Annotated in this window: 20 protein-coding genes and 1 other RNA gene; 5 read left to right on the top strand and 16 right to left on the bottom strand. The window is 70.2% G+C overall.

Features of this window, described 5'->3' with window-relative positions:
- The first annotated feature begins 98 nt into the window (after nt 1-98).
- Nucleotides 99-908 (top strand): DNA methyltransferase, encoded by an 810-nt coding sequence (locus VNG13_04040; GenBank protein HVA59693.1) that lies wholly within the window; start codon nt 99-101, stop codon nt 906-908.
- Nucleotides 905-1,423 (top strand): hypothetical protein, encoded by a 519-nt coding sequence (locus VNG13_04035; protein ID HVA59692.1) that lies wholly within the window; start codon nt 905-907, stop codon nt 1,421-1,423. Before VNG13_04040 ends, VNG13_04035 begins: the two co-directional genes overlap by 4 nt.
- A gap of 78 nt (nt 1,424-1,501) precedes the next feature.
- Here VNG13_04035 and VNG13_04030 read toward each other — a convergent pair whose 3' ends face one another.
- From VNG13_04030 to ftsE, 8 genes are all read right to left on the bottom strand, one after another.
- Nucleotides 1,502-2,242 (bottom strand): hypothetical protein, encoded by a 741-nt coding sequence (locus VNG13_04030; GenBank protein HVA59691.1) that lies wholly within the window; start codon nt 2,240-2,242, stop codon nt 1,502-1,504.
- A gap of 45 nt (nt 2,243-2,287) precedes the next feature.
- Nucleotides 2,288-2,638, bottom strand: coding sequence for a hypothetical protein (locus tag VNG13_04025; protein ID HVA59690.1), 351 nt, complete (start codon nt 2,636-2,638; stop codon nt 2,288-2,290).
- 93 nt (nt 2,639-2,731) lie between these two features.
- On the bottom strand, nt 2,732-2,944 hold the full coding sequence (locus VNG13_04020; GenBank protein HVA59689.1) for a hypothetical protein: 213 nt from the start codon (nt 2,942-2,944) through the stop codon (nt 2,732-2,734).
- 91 nt (nt 2,945-3,035) lie between these two features.
- Nucleotides 3,036-3,397: a transfer-messenger RNA gene (gene ssrA, locus VNG13_04015) on the bottom strand.
- Between the two features lie 77 nt (nt 3,398-3,474).
- The gene (gene smpB / locus VNG13_04010) at nt 3,475-3,954 is read right to left on the bottom strand and encodes an SsrA-binding protein SmpB (protein ID HVA59688.1); all 480 of its coding nucleotides are present in this window, start codon (nt 3,952-3,954) and stop codon (nt 3,475-3,477) included.
- A gap of 33 nt (nt 3,955-3,987) precedes the next feature.
- Nucleotides 3,988-5,160, bottom strand: coding sequence for a S41 family peptidase (locus VNG13_04005; GenBank protein ID HVA59687.1), 1,173 nt, complete (start codon nt 5,158-5,160; stop codon nt 3,988-3,990).
- 25 nt (nt 5,161-5,185) lie between these two features.
- Nucleotides 5,186-6,061, bottom strand: a complete 876-nt coding sequence (gene ftsX / locus VNG13_04000; GenBank protein ID HVA59686.1) for a permease-like cell division protein FtsX — start codon at nt 6,059-6,061, stop codon at nt 5,186-5,188.
- A gap of 82 nt (nt 6,062-6,143) precedes the next feature.
- Nucleotides 6,144-6,833 (bottom strand): cell division ATP-binding protein FtsE, encoded by a 690-nt coding sequence (gene ftsE, locus VNG13_03995; GenBank protein HVA59685.1) that lies wholly within the window; start codon nt 6,831-6,833, stop codon nt 6,144-6,146.
- 154 nt (nt 6,834-6,987) lie between these two features.
- On the opposite strand from ftsE, the gene VNG13_03990 reads away from it, so the two are divergent.
- Entirely contained in the window at nt 6,988-7,176 is a 189-nt protein-coding gene (locus VNG13_03990) for a hypothetical protein (GenBank protein HVA59684.1), read from the top strand.
- A gap of 33 nt (nt 7,177-7,209) precedes the next feature.
- Here the strand turns inward: VNG13_03990 and prfB are convergent, their stop codons facing one another.
- From prfB to VNG13_03950, 8 genes are read right to left on the bottom strand one after another with little or no spacing between them, the layout of a single operon-like run.
- Entirely contained in the window at nt 7,210-8,319 is a 1,110-nt protein-coding gene (prfB, locus tag VNG13_03985; GenBank protein ID HVA59683.1) for a peptide chain release factor 2, read from the bottom strand.
- Between the two features lie 52 nt (nt 8,320-8,371).
- On the bottom strand, nt 8,372-8,845 hold the full coding sequence (locus VNG13_03980) for a pilus assembly protein TadG-related protein (protein ID HVA59682.1): 474 nt from the start codon (nt 8,843-8,845) through the stop codon (nt 8,372-8,374).
- A gap of 14 nt (nt 8,846-8,859) precedes the next feature.
- Complete coding sequence (locus VNG13_03975; GenBank protein ID HVA59681.1) at nt 8,860-9,342, bottom strand: hypothetical protein; 483 nt, start codon at nt 9,340-9,342, stop codon at nt 8,860-8,862.
- Entirely contained in the window at nt 9,339-9,725 is a 387-nt protein-coding gene (locus tag VNG13_03970) for a TadE/TadG family type IV pilus assembly protein (protein ID HVA59680.1), read from the bottom strand. The genes VNG13_03975 and VNG13_03970 overlap by 4 nt, the downstream gene beginning before the upstream one ends.
- Nucleotides 9,710-9,910, bottom strand: a complete 201-nt coding sequence (locus VNG13_03965; GenBank protein ID HVA59679.1) for a hypothetical protein — start codon at nt 9,908-9,910, stop codon at nt 9,710-9,712. The genes VNG13_03970 and VNG13_03965 overlap by 16 nt, the downstream gene beginning before the upstream one ends.
- 46 nt (nt 9,911-9,956) lie before the next feature.
- A complete protein-coding gene (locus VNG13_03960; protein HVA59678.1) occupies nt 9,957-10,895 on the bottom strand; it encodes a type II secretion system F family protein in 939 nt (312 codons plus the stop codon).
- Nucleotides 10,892-11,752, bottom strand: coding sequence for a type II secretion system F family protein (locus tag VNG13_03955; protein ID HVA59677.1), 861 nt, complete (start codon nt 11,750-11,752; stop codon nt 10,892-10,894). The genes VNG13_03960 and VNG13_03955 overlap by 4 nt, the downstream gene beginning before the upstream one ends.
- Complete coding sequence (locus tag VNG13_03950; protein ID HVA59676.1) at nt 11,752-12,120, bottom strand: hypothetical protein; 369 nt, start codon at nt 12,118-12,120, stop codon at nt 11,752-11,754. The genes VNG13_03955 and VNG13_03950 overlap by 1 nt, the downstream gene beginning before the upstream one ends.
- 574 nt (nt 12,121-12,694) lie before the next feature.
- On the opposite strand from VNG13_03950, the gene VNG13_03945 reads away from it, so the two are divergent.
- Together VNG13_03945 and VNG13_03940 are read left to right on the top strand one after the other, a co-directional pair.
- The gene (locus VNG13_03945; protein HVA59675.1) at nt 12,695-12,988 is read left to right on the top strand and encodes an SIMPL domain-containing protein; all 294 of its coding nucleotides are present in this window, start codon (nt 12,695-12,697) and stop codon (nt 12,986-12,988) included.
- Between the two features lie 472 nt (nt 12,989-13,460).
- The coding region (locus tag VNG13_03940; GenBank protein ID HVA59674.1) for a hypothetical protein at nt 13,461-16,169 on the top strand (2,709 nt) is incomplete at its 3' end.

Here is a 16,169-nt window from a genome sequence, read left to right as displayed (position 1 = left end):
TGGTGAGCCCGCCCACCTCGTCGTGCACGAGGACGTGTGCGCGTTCCTGCGCCCGAGCGCGGCGGTGGGCCGGTGAGCGTCGAGCTAGGAATCTCGGTGTGGGCACCGCCCAGCACACCGCCCGAGCCCAACGGGCCGAGCGCTACCTGGCCGTCTCCGGCCGGCACCCGGCGAAGATGCTGCCGGCCATCGCCCGCGCCGTCGTCGCCGCCTACACCAAGCCAGGGGACCTCGTCGTCGATCCGATGTGCGGGATCGGTACCACCGTCGTCGAAGCTGTCCACCTCGGCCGGGACGGGATCGGTGTCGAGTACGAGCCGGTGTGGGCCGAGCTGGCCCGGGCCAACGTCGAGCGCGCCCGCGAGCACGGCGCCAGCGGCCACGGTGAGGTCGTCTGCGGCGACGCCCGTCATCTGCCGGGACTGCTCGACCCGGCGGTGGCTGGCCTCGCCGCGCTCGTATTCACCTCCCCACCGTACGGACCGAGCGTGCACGGCCAGGTCACCACCCGCCCCGGCGCCGGGGTGCGCAAGGCGCACTGGCGCTACAGCAGCGACCCGGCCAACCTCGCCCACGTCGGCCTCGGCGCGCTGCTCGCCGCGATGCGCGACGTGCTCGCCGGATCGACCAAGCTGCTGCGTCCCGGCGGGGTGGTCGCGATGACGGTGCGGCCGTACTGGCGGGCCGGCGAGTTGGTCGACCTGCCCGGCCTGCTCGCCCGCGTCGGCGAGGACGCCGGGCTGGTGCTCTACGAGCGCAACGTCGCGCTGCTCGCCGGGCTGCGCGACGACGCGCTCGTCCCCCGGGTGTCGTTCTTCGCCCTCGACCAGGTCCGCCGGGCCCGCGCCAACGGCCTGCCCCGCCAGGTCGTCGGGCACGAGGACGTCGTGGTGTGGAGACGGCGATGAGCGCGGCCGTGCTCGCCGCCGCGGTCGGCGCCACCCCGCCCACACTGGCCGCGCTGCTCGCCTACACCAACGCCCGCGCGGCCCGGCGGGAAGGCGAACGCACCGACCTGGCCGGGCTGGCCGCCACCGTGAACCTGCTCGGGCAGGCAGGCTGGCGCATGGAGACCGCGATCGGCCGGGTCGAGTCGCCGTCGGCGGTGTGCGGGAACGGCTGGCCCGGGTCGAAGGCCGCCTCGACGCCGAGCCGGCCGTGCCGGCCGGACCGCCACCACCGAAGCGGTGAGCGATCCCCAGGCAGACAGGGTCCACGGCCAGCCACCGGGCCGGCCGACCCCGGCGTCGCGGCCTCCGCTGGTCGTGCACCCGCCGCAGTACGTGCCGCTCGGCGCCGAGGAGCGGGCCCGCGCGGTCGCCGCGTTGCGCGCGCTACTCATCCCTTACCTGCGCCGCGGACGCGCCGCCGGGGCCGGCCGGCGGCCGGCCTTGACTTCGCAGCCGGATCGAGCGCTCCTTGATCCCGACCGACGCCAGCGAAGCCCAGGAGCCAGCCCATGCCAGCCAACACCCGACGCCGAGCACCGGCCCGGCCGAGCCTAGCCGGGCCCGGGCCGGTGCGGGTCGCCACCTTGACCCGGATCTCCACCGACGAGGTCAACCAGCCCTACTCGCTGGAAGCCCAAGCCAGCGGACTGGACGCCTTCGTCGCCTCCCAGCCCGGCCACGTCATCAGCCACCGCTTCGTCGACCAAGCCTCCGGCGCCACCCTGGCGCGCCCCGGCCTGCAGGCCGCGCTGACCGCGGCCCGGGCCGGCTAGTTCGACGTGCTGCTGGTCTACCGCATCGACCGGCTCACCCGCTCCATCGTCGGGCTGATGTCCATCGTCGAAGACCTCGACGGCTTCGGGCTCGCGCTGCGCTCGGCCACCGAACCGATCGACACCCAGGGCCCGGTCGGTCGGATGCTGCTGCAACTGCTCGGCATCTTCGCCGAGTTCGAACGCGGTCTGCTCATCGACCGGATCACCAAAGGCTTCGCCCGCAAGGCCGCCCGCGGCGAGTGGCTCACCGGCCCCGGCCCCTACGGCTACACCCACGACCCGGCCAGCAAAACCCTGCTCCCCGATCCCGAGGAAGCCGCCGTCGTGCAATCCATCTTCGCCGCCTACGTCGAGGAGCGCCTTGGCGCCACCGCCATCGCGCACCGGCTCAACGACACCGGCCGGCGCTCCCGCAACGGCCGGCTGTGGAGCAACCAGGCCGTGCTGCGGCTGCTGCGCAACCCCACATACGTCGGCAAGATCCGCCACGACGACCAGGTGCACGACGGCAAACACGAACCGATCGTCGACGCGGCCACCTTCGCCGCCGCGCAAGCCCTGCTAGACGAACGCGGCGCCGACGCCGCCGCGGCGACCCCCCGCACCTCGGACTACCTGCTCACCGGGCTGCTGCGCTACCTGACCTGCCGCCGCGCCTACCTCGGCGTCAGCGCGCACGGACGGGGCGGCCAGTACCGCTACTACGCCTGCCGCACCCGCCAGGTCCGAGGCGCCCGCGGCTGTCACAGCCAACCCGTCCCCGCCGAAGACCTCGAAGAAGCCGTCGTCGCCGGCTTGCTCACCCTCTACGACGACGTCGACCTCTTCGAAGAAGCCATCACCGGTGCCTACCGGCATCACGACGACGAACGACCCCAAATCGAAGCCGAACTCGCCAGCACCGAGGCACAACTGCGCGAGGCCACCACCGCGATCGACCGCTACCTCAAAGCCTTCGAAGCCGGCAGCATGCCCGACACGCTGTGCGCACCGCGAGTCGCCGAACTAGCCGCCCGCCGCGACGAACTCAACGCCCACCGCGACCAACTCGCCGTCCAACTCGCCACCACCACACCCACCTTGCCCAGCCGCGACGAACTGCACGCCATCGGGACCGCCATCCGAGAAGCCGTCGCTGAAGGCTCCCGCGACACCATCAAGCAACTCCTGCGCGCCCTCATCGACCGCGTCGACATCGGCCCGGACCGGCAGGCGCACCCGTTCTACAGAGTCCCCATGCCGGACGGGCAACTATCGAAACCCTCACAAGACCGGGCCAACGGGACACCGGTTCGTAATGGGTCACATCATGTGGAGGTGGCGGGAATCGAACCCGCGTCCTTCGGCATTAAAACAGGGCTTCTCCGGGCGCATCCTGCTGTGCTTTTCTCGGCCCCACCGGTCTCGCAGGCGAGCCGGTGACGGGCCCAGCTGCTGTGAGATGTTCCGGACGACCCCGCAGCCGGGTCTTCCGGTGAGCTCCCTGTCGATGCCAGATTCCGGGTCGGGAGCATCCCGGGCTGACAGCCCTAGCTACCTATCAGGCAGCGAGAGCGTGCGCGTTGTTATTGGCGCTTATTTGTTGTGCGACGGGTGGTTAACGAGATCATCGTCGCCTTCCTCGGCCCGCTTCCCCTGCATCAACATCCGAAGTCGAAACCTGTCACCCCCTCTGGAAGATCCCAGCGATCTTCCACCGGCATTCTCCCACAGTCCGGGGTCGGTCGAAACCGCGGCCGACCGGCCGATCATCTGGGCCGCCCCTTAGCCCGACGGCCAAGTTCCCGGGCGATCTCGCGGCCGGCCTGACGCTCCGCGAGCGCTGCCCTTTTGTCGTAAGCCCGCCGTCCGCGAGCGAGCGCGATCTCGACCTTGGCTCGGCCGTCTTTGAAATACAGCGAAAGCGGGACGAGCGTGAGTCCGCCCTCCTTGGTCTTCCCGATCAGTCGAAGGATCTCCCCGCGGTGCAGGAGCAGCTTTCGGGGACGTCTCGGCTCGTGGTTAGTCCAGGTGCCGAGCGCGTAGACCGGGATGTGGACGTTCTCGAGCCAGACTTCGCCCTCCTTGACCCGCGCATATCCATCGACGAGCGAGGCGCGGCCGGCGCGCAGCGCCTTGACCTCGGTGCCGGTTAGCACGAGGCCCGCCTCGTAGACATCCTCGATCAGGTAATCGTGTCGCGCCCGCTTGTTCTGGGCAATCAGCTTGCGCCCACCGTCCCGTTGCACATCCTTGGCCACCGGGCCACGGTAGCCCGACGATCAGCCCCCGCCGCTCGACCCGGTGTCCGCGACCATGCCGGAGAGCACCTGGACGGCACGCTGCTCGGCAACGCCAGGCGCCGCGCTGCCCGCCACCTCGACATCGGGTTCGATGCCCACACCGTCGAGGGCCCGGCCGCTCGGCGTGAGGTACTGCCCCACCGTGACCTCGAAGCCGGAACCGTCGGGCAGCTCAGTGGGCCGCTGAATCGATCCCTTACCGAACGTCCGCGAACCGACGATGACCGCCCGACCCCGGTCCTGGAGCGCGCCGGCAACGATCTCAGCGGCACTCGCCGTTCCGCCGTCGACCAGGACGACGAGGGGGATCGAGGTGTCCCCGACGCCCAGCGCGTCGAGCACCTGCGGCGGGGATCCCCGGTGGACGTAGGACACGACGGGGCCCCCGTCGAGGAAAACCGACGCGGTCTCCACCGCCTCGTCGAGCAGGCCGCCGGGGTTGTCACGCAGGTCGAGCACGATCCCGGAGACATGGTGTGCGTGCGCGGAGGCGATCTGATCGCGCACCCAACGGCCGACGCCTCCGGTGAAGGCGGTGATCCGGAGCAGCTCCACCCCCGGCGTGAGCTGGCGGGCCCAGACGTCATCATCCATGACCGGGGCCCGGAGCAGCGTCACCCGACGCGTAACGCCGGACCGCTCCATCAGCAGCACGACCTTCGTCCCCGGGTCCCCCCGCAATCCGGCCACGATGTCGGCGATCGACCGGCCGGCCACCGGCTCCCCGGCCACCGCGATCAACACGTCCCCGACGGCGACCGCCTGCCCGGCCGCCGGCGATCCCGGCTGCACGCTGACCACCCGGACCACCCCGAGGGCGTCCCGCCCGACCCAGATCCCGACTCCGCTGTAATGGCCGGCGAGCATCCCTTGAAACTGCCGGTAGGCGCTCGGCGAGTAGTAGCTCGCCCACCGATCGTCCAGCGCCGCCAGCATGCCCTGGACGGCAGCCCGGTCCAGCACGGCCTGACTGATCGGCCGCCCGGCGTCGGCGGCGATCTGACGCTCGGCCTGGGCGACCAGCGGGTCGAGCGCGCGCCCGGAGGGTCGGGCCAGCGTCATCGTGAGGATCCCGCCGACGTAGCCAAGTGCGACAACGGCAACGAGCCCGGCAACCCGCCGGGTCCGCGCCGGGCTCGGCATCCGAAGCATCCCCGAAGGATAGGTGGCGTCGGCGTCAGACCGCGAGGTGGCGGCGGAGTGACAGTGCCGAGGCCAGCGACGTGAAGACGACGCCGAAGACGAGGAGGAACACCGCCGTCCCGGCTACGGCACCCCAATCGAAGAAGATGATGAATTTCAGCGAGGGTTTGAGCACCCGATCCAGCAGCTGTGCCTTGACGAGAGCCAGACCGGCGTCGGCCAGAAGCGCGCCGACCGCGCCGGCGAGGGCTCCCTCGAGCACGAACGGGAGCTGAATGTAGGCGTTGGACGCCCCGACGAGACGCATGATGCCCGTCTCGCGCCGTCGGCTGAACGCCGCCACCCGTGTCGCGTTGTACACCAACAAGATGCCGGCCAGCAGGCCGAGGGCGGCGACGATCCAGGAGGACAGTTCCAGCGCGTTGAACAGCCGAAAGATCTGCTTGAGCACCTTCGACTGGGTGGCGACCTCTTGCACTCCGGGCTGGTTCTGCATTGCGCTCACGATGATGTCGAACCGGCTCGGGTCCTGGAGCTTGATGTCGAACGACTCTGGCAACGAGGACGGCACGGTGGCGTGAACCAGCTCGGGTTCGCCGGCGAAGTCCTTCACGAAGATCTGGTACGCCTCCTGCTGGGAGACGTAGTGCACCGACTCCACGCCGGGCAGGGATGCCAGCTTCGCGCCGATGGCGTCCCGGTCGGCTTGGGTGACGTCGCTGGTGAGGTAGACCTGCACGTCGAGCTGGGTGTCGTAGTAGGCCTTCGTGTGCTGCACGGTGTCGTACATGAAGTACCCGACCCCGGCAAGGACGAGCGCCACCCCGACGGTGATGACGGTAGCGATGCTCATAGTGAGATTGCGCCGCAGGCCGATCGCGACCTCGGAGACCACGAACTGCGCGCGCATCTGCCCTGCCTATCTGGAGCGGGGCACGGCCCCACACCCTCGTGACCGTTGCGTCAAGATCTCGCCGGTCGACCTCGATCGGTTACTGCGAGTAGCCGTAGACGCCTCGGGTCTGGTCGCGGATCAGCTTCCCGCCGTCGAGCTCGATCACCCGACGGCGCATCGAGTCGACGATCGCCGCGTCGTGCGTCGCCATCAGCACGGTGGTGCCTGTTCGATTGATCCGGTCGAGCAACTTCATGATCCCGACGCTGGTCGTCGGGTCGAGGTTGCCAGTGGGCTCGTCGGCCAACAAGATCATCGGCCGGTTGGCGAAGGCGCGAGCGATGGCCACCCGCTGCTGCTCACCGCCGGAGAGCTCGTGCGGCATCCGCGCGCCCTTCCCGGTGAGGCCGACCAGGTCCAGTACCTCGGGAACGACCTTGTCGATCGTCGCCTTCGGCCGCCCGATGACCTCCAGGGCGAAAGCGACGTTCTCGCTGACCGTCTTGTTGGGCAGCAGTCGGAAGTCCTGGAACACCGTTCCGATCTGCCGCCGGAGGGTCGGGATCTTCCAGGAGGTGAGCCGGCTCAGGTCCTTTCCCGCGACGTGGATCGACCCGGAGCTGGGCTTGTCCTCCTTGAGCACGAGCCGTAGGAAGGTCGACTTGCCCGACCCGGACTGCCCGACCAGGAAGACGAATTCCCCTTTTTCCACCTCGAGGCTGATCGCGTCCAGGGCGGGGCGGGTACTCGTGGGATAGACCTTGGTTACGGCCTGGAACCGGATCACGGGGACATCACGGGACGCCAGTTTACCGGCTCGGAACCCCACCCGGGGCCACCCAGGTGTATCCGGTCGGAATTCCAGGGCACAATGATCGGTGCCGAGACGTTGAAAGACAGGCGCGCACCCGACGGCGCGCTACCGGGAAGGGGACGGCCGTATGTCGTGCGAGCACCTGGTGTGCGCCCAGTGCGCGGCCCCGGTCGTCGAGGGACGATGCCCAAGCTGCCGCGCCGCCCGCACCAACCTGCATCGCCACGGCATCCCACTCTCGACGCAGGCGATCACACTGCTCGCCCTGTTGCTCGCGACATTCGCCGCGCTGGCGGCCCTACATCTGGGCGGCTGAGCGCGCTCGTCAGCTTGCCGCACCGGGCGGGGCTCAGCCGGTGCCCGCAGCCCGCTGCCGCCAACGGATCTCCGCTTCGATGAACGAGTCGATCTCCCCGTCGAGCACGGCTTGCACGTTGCCGGTCTCGACCTCAGTCCGCAGGTCCTTCACCAACTGGTAGGGGTGCAGCACATAGTTGCGGATCTGATTCCCCCAGCTGGACGTGGCCTCCCCGCGCAGTTCCTGCATGCGATCCCGCTCCTCCGCGCGCCGGCGCTCGAGCAGCTTGGCCTGAAGGACGGTCATCGCGCTCGCCTTGTTCTGTAGCTGGCTCCGCTCGTTCTGGCAGGTCACCACGATCCCGGTGGGCAGGTGGGTGATCCGGACCGCCGAGTCCGTCGTATTGACCCCCTGCCCGCCCGGGCCGCTGGATCGGAAGATGTCGATCCGCAGATCGCCCTCGTCGATTTCTACGTGGTCGCTGGCTTCCACGACGGGGGTCACGTCGACCCCCGCGAACGAGGTCTGCCGGCGGGACTGATTGTCGAAGGGGCTGATCCGGACGAGGCGGTGAACGCCGTGCTCGCCGGTCAGCGTCCCGTAGGCGAAGGGCGCCTTGACCGCGAAGGTCGCCGACTTGATCCCCGCTTCCTCTGCGTAGGAAATGTCGTAGACATCGGTCGGGTAGCCGCGTCGCTCGGCCCAGCGCAGATACAGCCGGAGCAGCATCTGCGCCCAGTCCGCGGCGTCGACGCCCCCGGCCTGGGAGTTGATCGTGACGAGCGCCTGCCGCTCGTCGTACTTGCCGGACAGCAGCGTGCGGACCTCGAACTCGCCGACCAGACGGTGTAAGTCGGCGAGTTCGGCATCGGCCTCAGCGCGGACCACCTCGTCGGCCTCGGCTTCGGCGAGCTCGTAGAGCACCGGCAGGTCGTCCAGTCGGCGACGAAGGGCCTCGACCCGTGCGATGTCGCTCTGAAGGACGGAGAGCCGGGTGGTGATCTGCTGGGCCCGGACCTGGTCGTCCCAAAGGTCCGGGGCTGCCGCCTGCCGCTCGAGTTCCGCGACCTGCCGGCGCATCCGGTCGAGGTCGAGGACGGTCTCGATGCTCGTCAGGGTCGCGTCGAGCGCCTTCACCTCCTCGAGCGGATCAGTGGCCATGGGGTCGAGGGTAACCGCCGGCACAGACGCGGGCGGCCGACAGCCTGAGCGGTCAACAGCCCGCGGCGCCACCGGCCGAGATGAGCGGCGACCGGGCACTCGCCGAAACGGTCAGCGGAACGCCGCCGGCCCATTGGGAGACGATCCCGCCGAGGATGCCCTGCAACGGCAGCCGGACCCGATGCACGAGGGTGACGGTCACCGTGTCCGACGCGGGGTCGACCGTGACCCCAGCCGGGAGAACGTCTCCGTAGCCGGCCGGCAGGCCGCCCGTGGCGAAATAGCCCTCGACGGCCGCAACCGCCCCGGACGGGGACAACGGCAGGCGGCATCCGGCGGTCCCGGCGTACAGCGCCGACCGGTCGACGGCCTGCGCACCGGACAGGGCTGCGCCGTCGGCCAAATTGGCCAACGCCCGCTGCGCCAGGAAGACCTCGGCCGCGTCGATCGCGGTCAAGACGAAACACAGCGAAATGATCATGTAGGCGATGATGAGCAGGGTCACCTGCCCCGACGCGTCGTGCACCCGAGACAGCCGGCTCAGCACGCCGATGGCCCGCCGCCGGGGACGAAGCAGCCGATCTGCTCCACGTGGCGAGCGGTGACCGGAACTGCGGCCACGCAATGCCCTCCGCCACAGAAGGCGGCCGAGAGTCCCGGCAGCGGCACGTCGACACGAATCGTCACGGTCACCGGGGAGCCGGGGGCGTAGGTACATGTCCCGCAGTCGATGGTCGTCGTCGCCGGGCCGGCAGAGATTCCGTCGTCAGCCAGCGCGAGCTCCGCTGCCAGTTCCGCCCGGAGCCGCCCCACCGCATCGGAACCAGCCGTGACGTAGGCCCGGCCGGCTGCCCGGGCGGCGCTGGAGACCGCGAAAGCCGCGCCTTCCACTCGACCGGCGACGAGAACGAGATAGAAGACCGGCACGATCAGCACTACAGCCAAGCCGACGAACTCAACGAGGGCGCTGCCGTCCTCCGGGATCGCGCGCTCGAACCGTCGCCACGGCGCCCGCCGGCTCATCGCGACTCGGCCAGGGCGCGGCCGACGACGCTGATCTGAAGGGCAGGGAGAAACCCGGCGAGCAACGGCAGCTGGGTAGTTACCCGGATCGTCACGAGTTGCGCCCCGTCGATCGCCTGCCCGGACACGACGACGGCCTGGGCGTAGCGCGGCCCGAGCGCATGACGGATCAGGCTGTTCGCCAGGTCCGCACCGTCCTGTGGGGTGGCGTCCGCGTTGGCGCCAAACCGGGCACCGTCCGCGGCGGCCGCGGCGAGGACGTTGCGGACATGCAGGTCGAAACCGAGCTGGAGCAGCCCGAGGAACATCGCCGTGACGAGGGTGCCGACGAGCAGGAAGTCGACCGCTGCCGAGCCCCGGGCCGACCTCAACAGCTCGAGCACACCGACTTCACGGCCTTGTCGAAGATGTTGCCGAATGCCGCCGTCGCCAACCCGGTGAGCAACACGACGAGGCCGGCCGTCATAAGGGTGATCATGACCCAGCCGGGGACGTCGCCCCGGTCGCGGCCACCGGCGGCCAGCCGGGCGTGGGCGGCGCAAACTGCGCCGAGGAGTCGCGTAAACACGGCGACCAGCTCCTTCGTCTAGGCGGCGGACGGGCCCCGCCGTGGGTTAGGGGACGGTGAGATTCAGCGTGTAGAACCCCGGGAAGAGCGCGAACAGGACGACGACCGGCAAGACCAAGAACACGACCGGCACGAGCATGGCGATTTCCTTGCGGCCCCCGGCTTCGAGCAGGGTGCGTTTGCCGGCTTCCCGGACGTCCGCGGCCTGGGACCGCAAGACGTCGGCGAGCGGCGTTCCACGTTCCAACGCGATCGCGATTCCATCGACGAAGCGCGCAAGCAACGGCAACGAGGTCCGCCGGGCGACCCCTTCGAGCGCGACGACGAGAGGCGCGCCGGCCCGGGCGTCCGCGAGCGCCCGGGCCAGTTCCTGGGCCAGTTCTCCGCGGGAGAGCCGGCTCACCCGGGCGAGGGCAGCCAGCGGGCTCTCTCCGGCTGACACGGCGAGCGCCAGCAGCTCGGCCACGGTCGGGAATTCGGTGAGCATTCGGCTCTCCCGCCGGCGTAGCTCGCGGCTGAGCCACCGGTCACGCGCCAGAACGCCAAGAGTCGTGGTCAGAACGCAGAACAGGAGGAGCGCAACCGGGTTGCCCTGGCCGCGGATCGCGGCCAGCCCGACCACGAGCAACCCGACTCCGAAGCCGGCGGCACCCCAGAGCACCTGTTCGGCACGGAACTGCTCGAGGCTCTGGCCCCGGCCGGCCTGGTCGAGCCGACGCCGCACGGAGGGGCTGGCACCCACCGCCCGATCGACGCCCCGAGCGAGACCATCCAGGTACGGCCTGAGGAGCCGTTCGGCCGTAGGGAACGGCGTTCGGGTTGGGGGATCCGCGGGCGCCCGGAAGGGCCGGTTCGAGTCTCGCAGGTAGGGACCTAGCCGTGCGTCGAGGCGCGGTCGGCGCAGCGGCGGGCTGGCGGCGACCGCGCCGACGATTCCGAGCCCGGCGAGGAGGCCAAGCCCGGCGCCCACCCAGCCCGGGCTCACCGCAAGACCCGATCCTCGATCGGCAGGCGCCCGATCCTCATCATGAGCCGGTAGGCGATAAGGGACACGCCACCCCCGACGGCGAGCACGACCACTCCGGACGGCGAGTTGTAAGCCCGTACCGCCTCGGGTCGCAGCGAAAACAGGCCGAGGACCAGCCAGGGTGCGGCCAGCGCGAGCCGGGCGGCGTTGACGGTCCACCCCTGCCGGGTCTCGATCTCCGCCCGGGTCCGCACATCCTCGCGGAGGAATTGGGCCAGGGTCCTCAGCAACCGGCCCAGGTCGCTGCCGCCGACCTCGCGGGCCATCCGCAGCGACTCCACGATCCGGTCGGCCACCGGGTCGGCTAGGGCAGCCTTCAGCCGGTCGAGGCTGTCGCCGAAACGCCCGGTGGCCCGGTAATCCTCACCGAACCGGGCGAATGTCGGGCGGAGCGGTTCGGGGCCCCGGGTGGCGAGCGCGGATAGCGCCTCCGGCAGGCTGAGCCCGGCCCGGACCGCCGATGCCAGGTTGTCCACCACCTCGGGCCACAGCTCACGCAGCTCGACCCGCCGGTGACGTCGCCGGGCGCGGACCAACGCCAGCGGTGCATACCCGGCGAAGCCAGCGAAGGCGAGGCCGATCGGCGCCGAGCCGGAGACGCCAGCGACCAGGACGAACCCGCCACCGCCCAGCGCGGCACTAAGCGCCAGCAGCCGGTTCGGCGAGATGCCCGGGTATCCCGCCTGGGTGAGCAACTCCGCGAGCCGGTCGGCTACCGGCCGGCCCGGTGGGTGCCGAGGCGGCCGGCGGCGCGGTCCGGACCACCAGATCAGGACCAGGCCGACCCCCAGCACCAGCCCGAGAAACGCCCCCATCACGGCACCGCCGGGTCCGGCCGCACGGACGTGTCCAGCGGTGACAGCAACCGGCCGAGATCGATGCCGGCCAACTCGAACCGATCCCGCCGAGGCGGCCACCCGTCGCCACGCACCAGACGACCCCCGCGAGTCGTGAACAGCTCCGCAGACTCCACGACGTCGCCTTCGACGCGACCCGGCACGCCCACGATCTCCCGGACGCGCCGCCGGCCGTGCGGGTCGCTCTCCATGTGCACGACGAGGTCGACGCTCGCCGCGACGGTCGGGACGACGAACTGGTAACCGACGTTCTCCCCGGCGAGCAACGGCAACGTGCACATCTTCGTGATCGCTTCCCGGGCCGAGTTCGCATGGATCGTGCACATGCCCGGGATCCCGGAGTTCAGCGCGATCAGCAGATCGAGGCATTCGCGTCAATGCCTCCGGGGTAACCGACGCAAGCGTGCATTTCACGCTGAAGGACGAGCCCTGATGCCATCCGTAACCGATCGGGGGCGCGCTGCCCGGGGCCGGCCCGACGCCAGCCTTAAAGCGCATGCCGGCTGCTGGCCGGGCGCCAGGGCGTGTCGCGGCGGCTATCGTCGCCGGTGTGCCGAAGGCAGCCATTCGCCGCGTGACCGTGGTCGGGGCGGGCAGCGTGCCCATCGCGCCCGACGTTGCGGTTCTCACCCTGGGTGTCCAGACGAGGGGTGAGCGCCCGGGCGAGGCTCTGGAGTCGCGCGCCGCTACGAGGCGAGCGGTCATCGATGCGGTGCGTGGCCACGGGGTCGACGCGACGCGACCGCTGTGCAGTCTGGCCAGCTCAGGGTGGGTCCGGAGTTTGATCACGGGCCGGACGGACGGCGCCATCTCGGCTACGTCGCCGAAGCACGCTGCGGGTGCGTAGCCCGGATCTGGATGCCGCCGGGCATCTCGCGGCGGCCGCGCTCGGCGCTACCGGTGAGGCGGGAGTCGTCCGTCCCGCGGGGCCTGGTGGTCGCTGATCGCGGCCCGGCCGAGGTGACGGCCCGGGAGCTGGCCTTCACCGACGCGCAGGCACGGGCTGACCAGTACGCTGGTCTGGGCGTGCTGCGCCTCGGGGGTCTGCTGGATCTCAGCGAGGTGTCCCGCGACGTGGGCGGGCCGGTCCGAGCCGCCATGTCGTCTCGGGCTCCGACCGCTTCGATGCCGGTTGAAGCCGGCAAATTCGAGTTGACGGCGCACGTCTTGGCGACGTGGCAACTTACCGATTAGCCATACCTTCCCCGCGGCTGGGGCACACCAAGCACCAGAGCTCGGGCAGCTGACCGGTCGTCTTCGAGGGGTGCCCGCGCGGGCGGAATAGCTACAGTAACTATTCGCGATCCAGGCGGCGCGGGGGGACAGCGCGCCGTTCTTCGTCGCGGCAGCGGTCAGCGCGGCTCTCGTACACCACCCTCTTCCGCCACCAGACGGCGAGACGAGCGGACTCCTGGCTGCGGAGATAACCGGTTTCCGTGTCAGCATTTTCCGGGACGCGCGGCCCAGTACGGTCGGGGTGGGACATTGTTGAACAGGCTGCCAGCTTGGTAGGTACCGTGGCTCAGCCCGCCGAGAGTTGGGAGCCCGCGCTTTGTTCTCCAGCGGAGACCATGCCGAGGAGCGCGGTGAACTCGGCGTCGGCTTGGGAATGTGCGCGCGGGCGCTGGGGATTGCTCTGAGTGCTGGCAGCCTTGTGCTAGCCGTCGTGACGACGGCCACGGAAGTTCCCGCGGCACAGGCGGCGAGTTCCGCGGGAGCGCTTTGGGCCTGGGGAGAGGGGGTCAATGGACAGCTCGGCACGGGCGGAACGATGCCGGCCGACAGTCCGGTGCCGGTGTCATTGCCGGCTGGAACTGCGGTACGCCAGGCCGCGGTCAATCTCGATCATGGGTTGGCGGTGACCTCGACCGGTAGCGTTTTCGCCTGGGGGTTGAACGGCTCGGGTCAACTCGGTGACGGCGAGACGGCCGACACAGATAGTCCGGTTCAGGTGGAGATGCCCAGCGGCGTGATCGCGACCGGGGTGGCGGCGGATAACGGCGCAAGCTACGCGACCGCGACCAACGGATCGCTGTACCAGTGGGGATCGGGGGCATCCAACGTACCGACGCCGGTCAGCTTCCCCGCCGCCGCGACGATCACGCAGGTGGCTGCGGACCTGGGCGAGGCGGTGGCACTTGCCGCGGACGGGACGGTCTACGCCTGGGGGCAGGTGCCGACGCAGCCGACCGGCCAGTCCGCCACACCGGTGCCGATCGTCTTTCCCCCGGACGTCACGATCGTTCAGGTCGCGCCGTTTTTCGCCGTGAGTTCTGCCGGGGGGCTCTACAGCTGGCAAACCGGGACGGTGAGCCCCGTGCCGCTGCCAACGGGGGAACTCGCGGTCCAGGTGGCTTATGGGGGCGTGGGTCTAGTACGAACCCAAGACGGCAAGGCCTACGCCTGGGGAGCGGACAGCCACGGACAGCTCGGCAACGGCACCGTCAGCTCGGCGATCAGCACACAGCCGACGCAGGTCCTCTTCCCCTCCGGCGCGCTGATCACCGATATTGCGGCCGGTAGCGCGCACGGAGGGGCCCTGAGCTCGTCCGGGGTGGTTTATGGCTGGGGCAGCGGGTACGCGGGTCAGCTGGGAGACGGCGCCCAGGGAGACCGCGATCTGCCCACCCCGGTGGCCGAGCCGGCGGGTCTGTCGCCGGTGGGGGTTGTCGCCGGTGCGGACGACACGCTGTTGGTGGATGGGACGGCGGCAGCCGCTCCGGTGTTTCTCGACAGGGTTCCGCCGGTCGGTGTCACGGGCAGCGGGTATTCCTACCCCTTCCTCGCGAGCGGGGAGCCGAGTCCCTCCTACAGCACCGCATCGAGTAGCAACCTCGACGGCCTGTCGCTGTCCACCGCCGGGACTCTTTCCGGCACACCGTCGGCTGCGGGAAGCTTCTCCTTCACCGTCACTGCCAGCAACTCGGCCGGCACCAGCACTGACGCGGTCGTCCTGACGATCGCTTCGGCTGGCAACACGACCCCACCCAGCGGCGTCGCGACCTGGGGGGAGCCGTATTTCACGCCGACGCCGGCAAGCGCGCCGTCGCCGCAAACCAGCGGTGCGTTCTCCCCGCTCCCCGCCGGTCTACGACCGGTACAGGCCGCGGCCGGGTTCCTGCATGCAGTGGCGCTGGCGAGCGACGGTTCGGTTTGGTCGTGGGGCTACGGCAACGAGGGCGAACTGGGCGACGGGACCTTCGCCGCGAACAGCCAACCGGTGCCGGTGGCGTTACCCGCCGGCGCGCAGGTGCATCAGGTGGCCACCGATCCGCTCGCCGACACCAGTCGGGAGCTGGGTACCGGCAACACGAGCGTCGCCGTCATGACCGACGGCAGCGTCTACGCCTGGGGGGACAACGCCTCGGGTCAGCTCGGTAACGCCAACACCGATGACCAGCCCGTCCCGATTCGGGTCGCACTCCCTGCGGGCGTACAGATCGTGCAAGCTTCTGTGGGGCTCGATCATGTGCTGGCGCTGAGCAGCGCCGGCACGGTCTATGCCTGGGGGGACAACGCCTCCGGCGAGCTCGGGGACGGCTCGACCACGTCCAGGGCCTCCCCGGTCCTCGTGCAACTGCCGGCCGGAGTGAGCGTAACCCAGGTCAGCGCCGGCTGGCAGGACAGCTACGCACTCACCTCGACCGGGCAGTTGTACGCGTGGGGGGCCGCCCAGTTCCTCGGGCAGGCGCCAGCCAGCGATCCGACCACCCCCGTCCAGATCGTTCTTCCAGCCGGGGTGAGTCTTACCCAGATCTCCGCCGGTGACCTGTACGTACTTGCCGTGACCTCCACCGGGCAGGTCATCGGGTGGGGTTACAACTACTGGGGCGACTTGGGCGACGGGACGAACCAGTCGGGCTCCGCCCCCGCCTACGCTGAGCTGCCAGCAGGGGTAGCGATCAGCGAGGTGGTCGCCAGCAACGGGCACAGTCTGGCGCTCAGCGACACCGGGCAGGTCTATGCCTGGGGCCGAAACGAGGACGCTCAGTTGGGCGACGGCCAGGTGGGCGCTCAAAGCGACACGCCGGTGCTCGTGTCGCTGCCCGGGAACGGTACGGCGACGCAAGTCGCGGCCAGTTTCTGGCACAACCTGGCGGTGCTCGGTCCGCCGCCCGGTGGCCCGGCGACCTATCACGCGGTGGCGCCCTACCGGGCGTTGGACACCCGCTACGGGCTGGGAGCGCCCCGGGCCAAGGTCGGCCCGCACGGCACAGTCATGCTCACCGTCGCTGGGGTCGGCGGGCTGCCGGCCAGCGGGGTGAACGCGGTCACGCTCAACCTGACCGCGACGGACGTGAGTTCGATCAGCTATCTGTCGGCCTACCCGACCGGAGACACCCGCGGACCGAACAGCTCGAACCTCAACGTGGTC

The sequence above is a fragment of the Mycobacteriales bacterium genome (genome assembly GCA_035533475.1).
In the GTDB taxonomy this organism is placed as follows: domain Bacteria; phylum Actinomycetota; class Actinomycetes; order DATLTS01; family DATLTS01; genus DATLTS01.
Note: the sequence above shows the minus strand (reverse complement) of the source record. Positions and strands in the feature narration are given on the sequence as shown.

Bases quoted from the DNA above. Each gene is read 5' to 3' on its own strand.
- VNG13_04035 (HVA59692.1), top strand. From the start codon at position 905: ATGAGCGCGGCCGTGCTCGCCGCCGCGGTCGGCGCCACCCCGCCCACA.
- VNG13_04005 (HVA59687.1), bottom strand. From the start codon at position 5,160: ATGCTTCGGATGCCGAGCCCGGCGCGGACCCGGCGGGTTGCCGGGCTC.
- ftsX (HVA59686.1), bottom strand. From the start codon at position 6,061: ATGCGCGCGCAGTTCGTGGTCTCCGAGGTCGCGATCGGCCTGCGGCGC.
- VNG13_03990 (HVA59684.1), top strand. From the start codon at position 6,988: ATGTCGTGCGAGCACCTGGTGTGCGCCCAGTGCGCGGCCCCGGTCGTC.
- prfB (HVA59683.1), bottom strand. From the start codon at position 8,319: ATGGCCACTGATCCGCTCGAGGAGGTGAAGGCGCTCGACGCGACCCTG.
- VNG13_03975 (HVA59681.1), bottom strand. From the start codon at position 9,342: ATGAGCCGGCGGGCGCCGTGGCGACGGTTCGAGCGCGCGATCCCGGAG.
- VNG13_03955 (HVA59677.1), bottom strand. From the start codon at position 11,752: ATGGGGGCGTTTCTCGGGCTGGTGCTGGGGGTCGGCCTGGTCCTGATC.
- VNG13_03950 (HVA59676.1), bottom strand. From the start codon at position 12,120: ATGTGCACGATCCATGCGAACTCGGCCCGGGAAGCGATCACGAAGATG.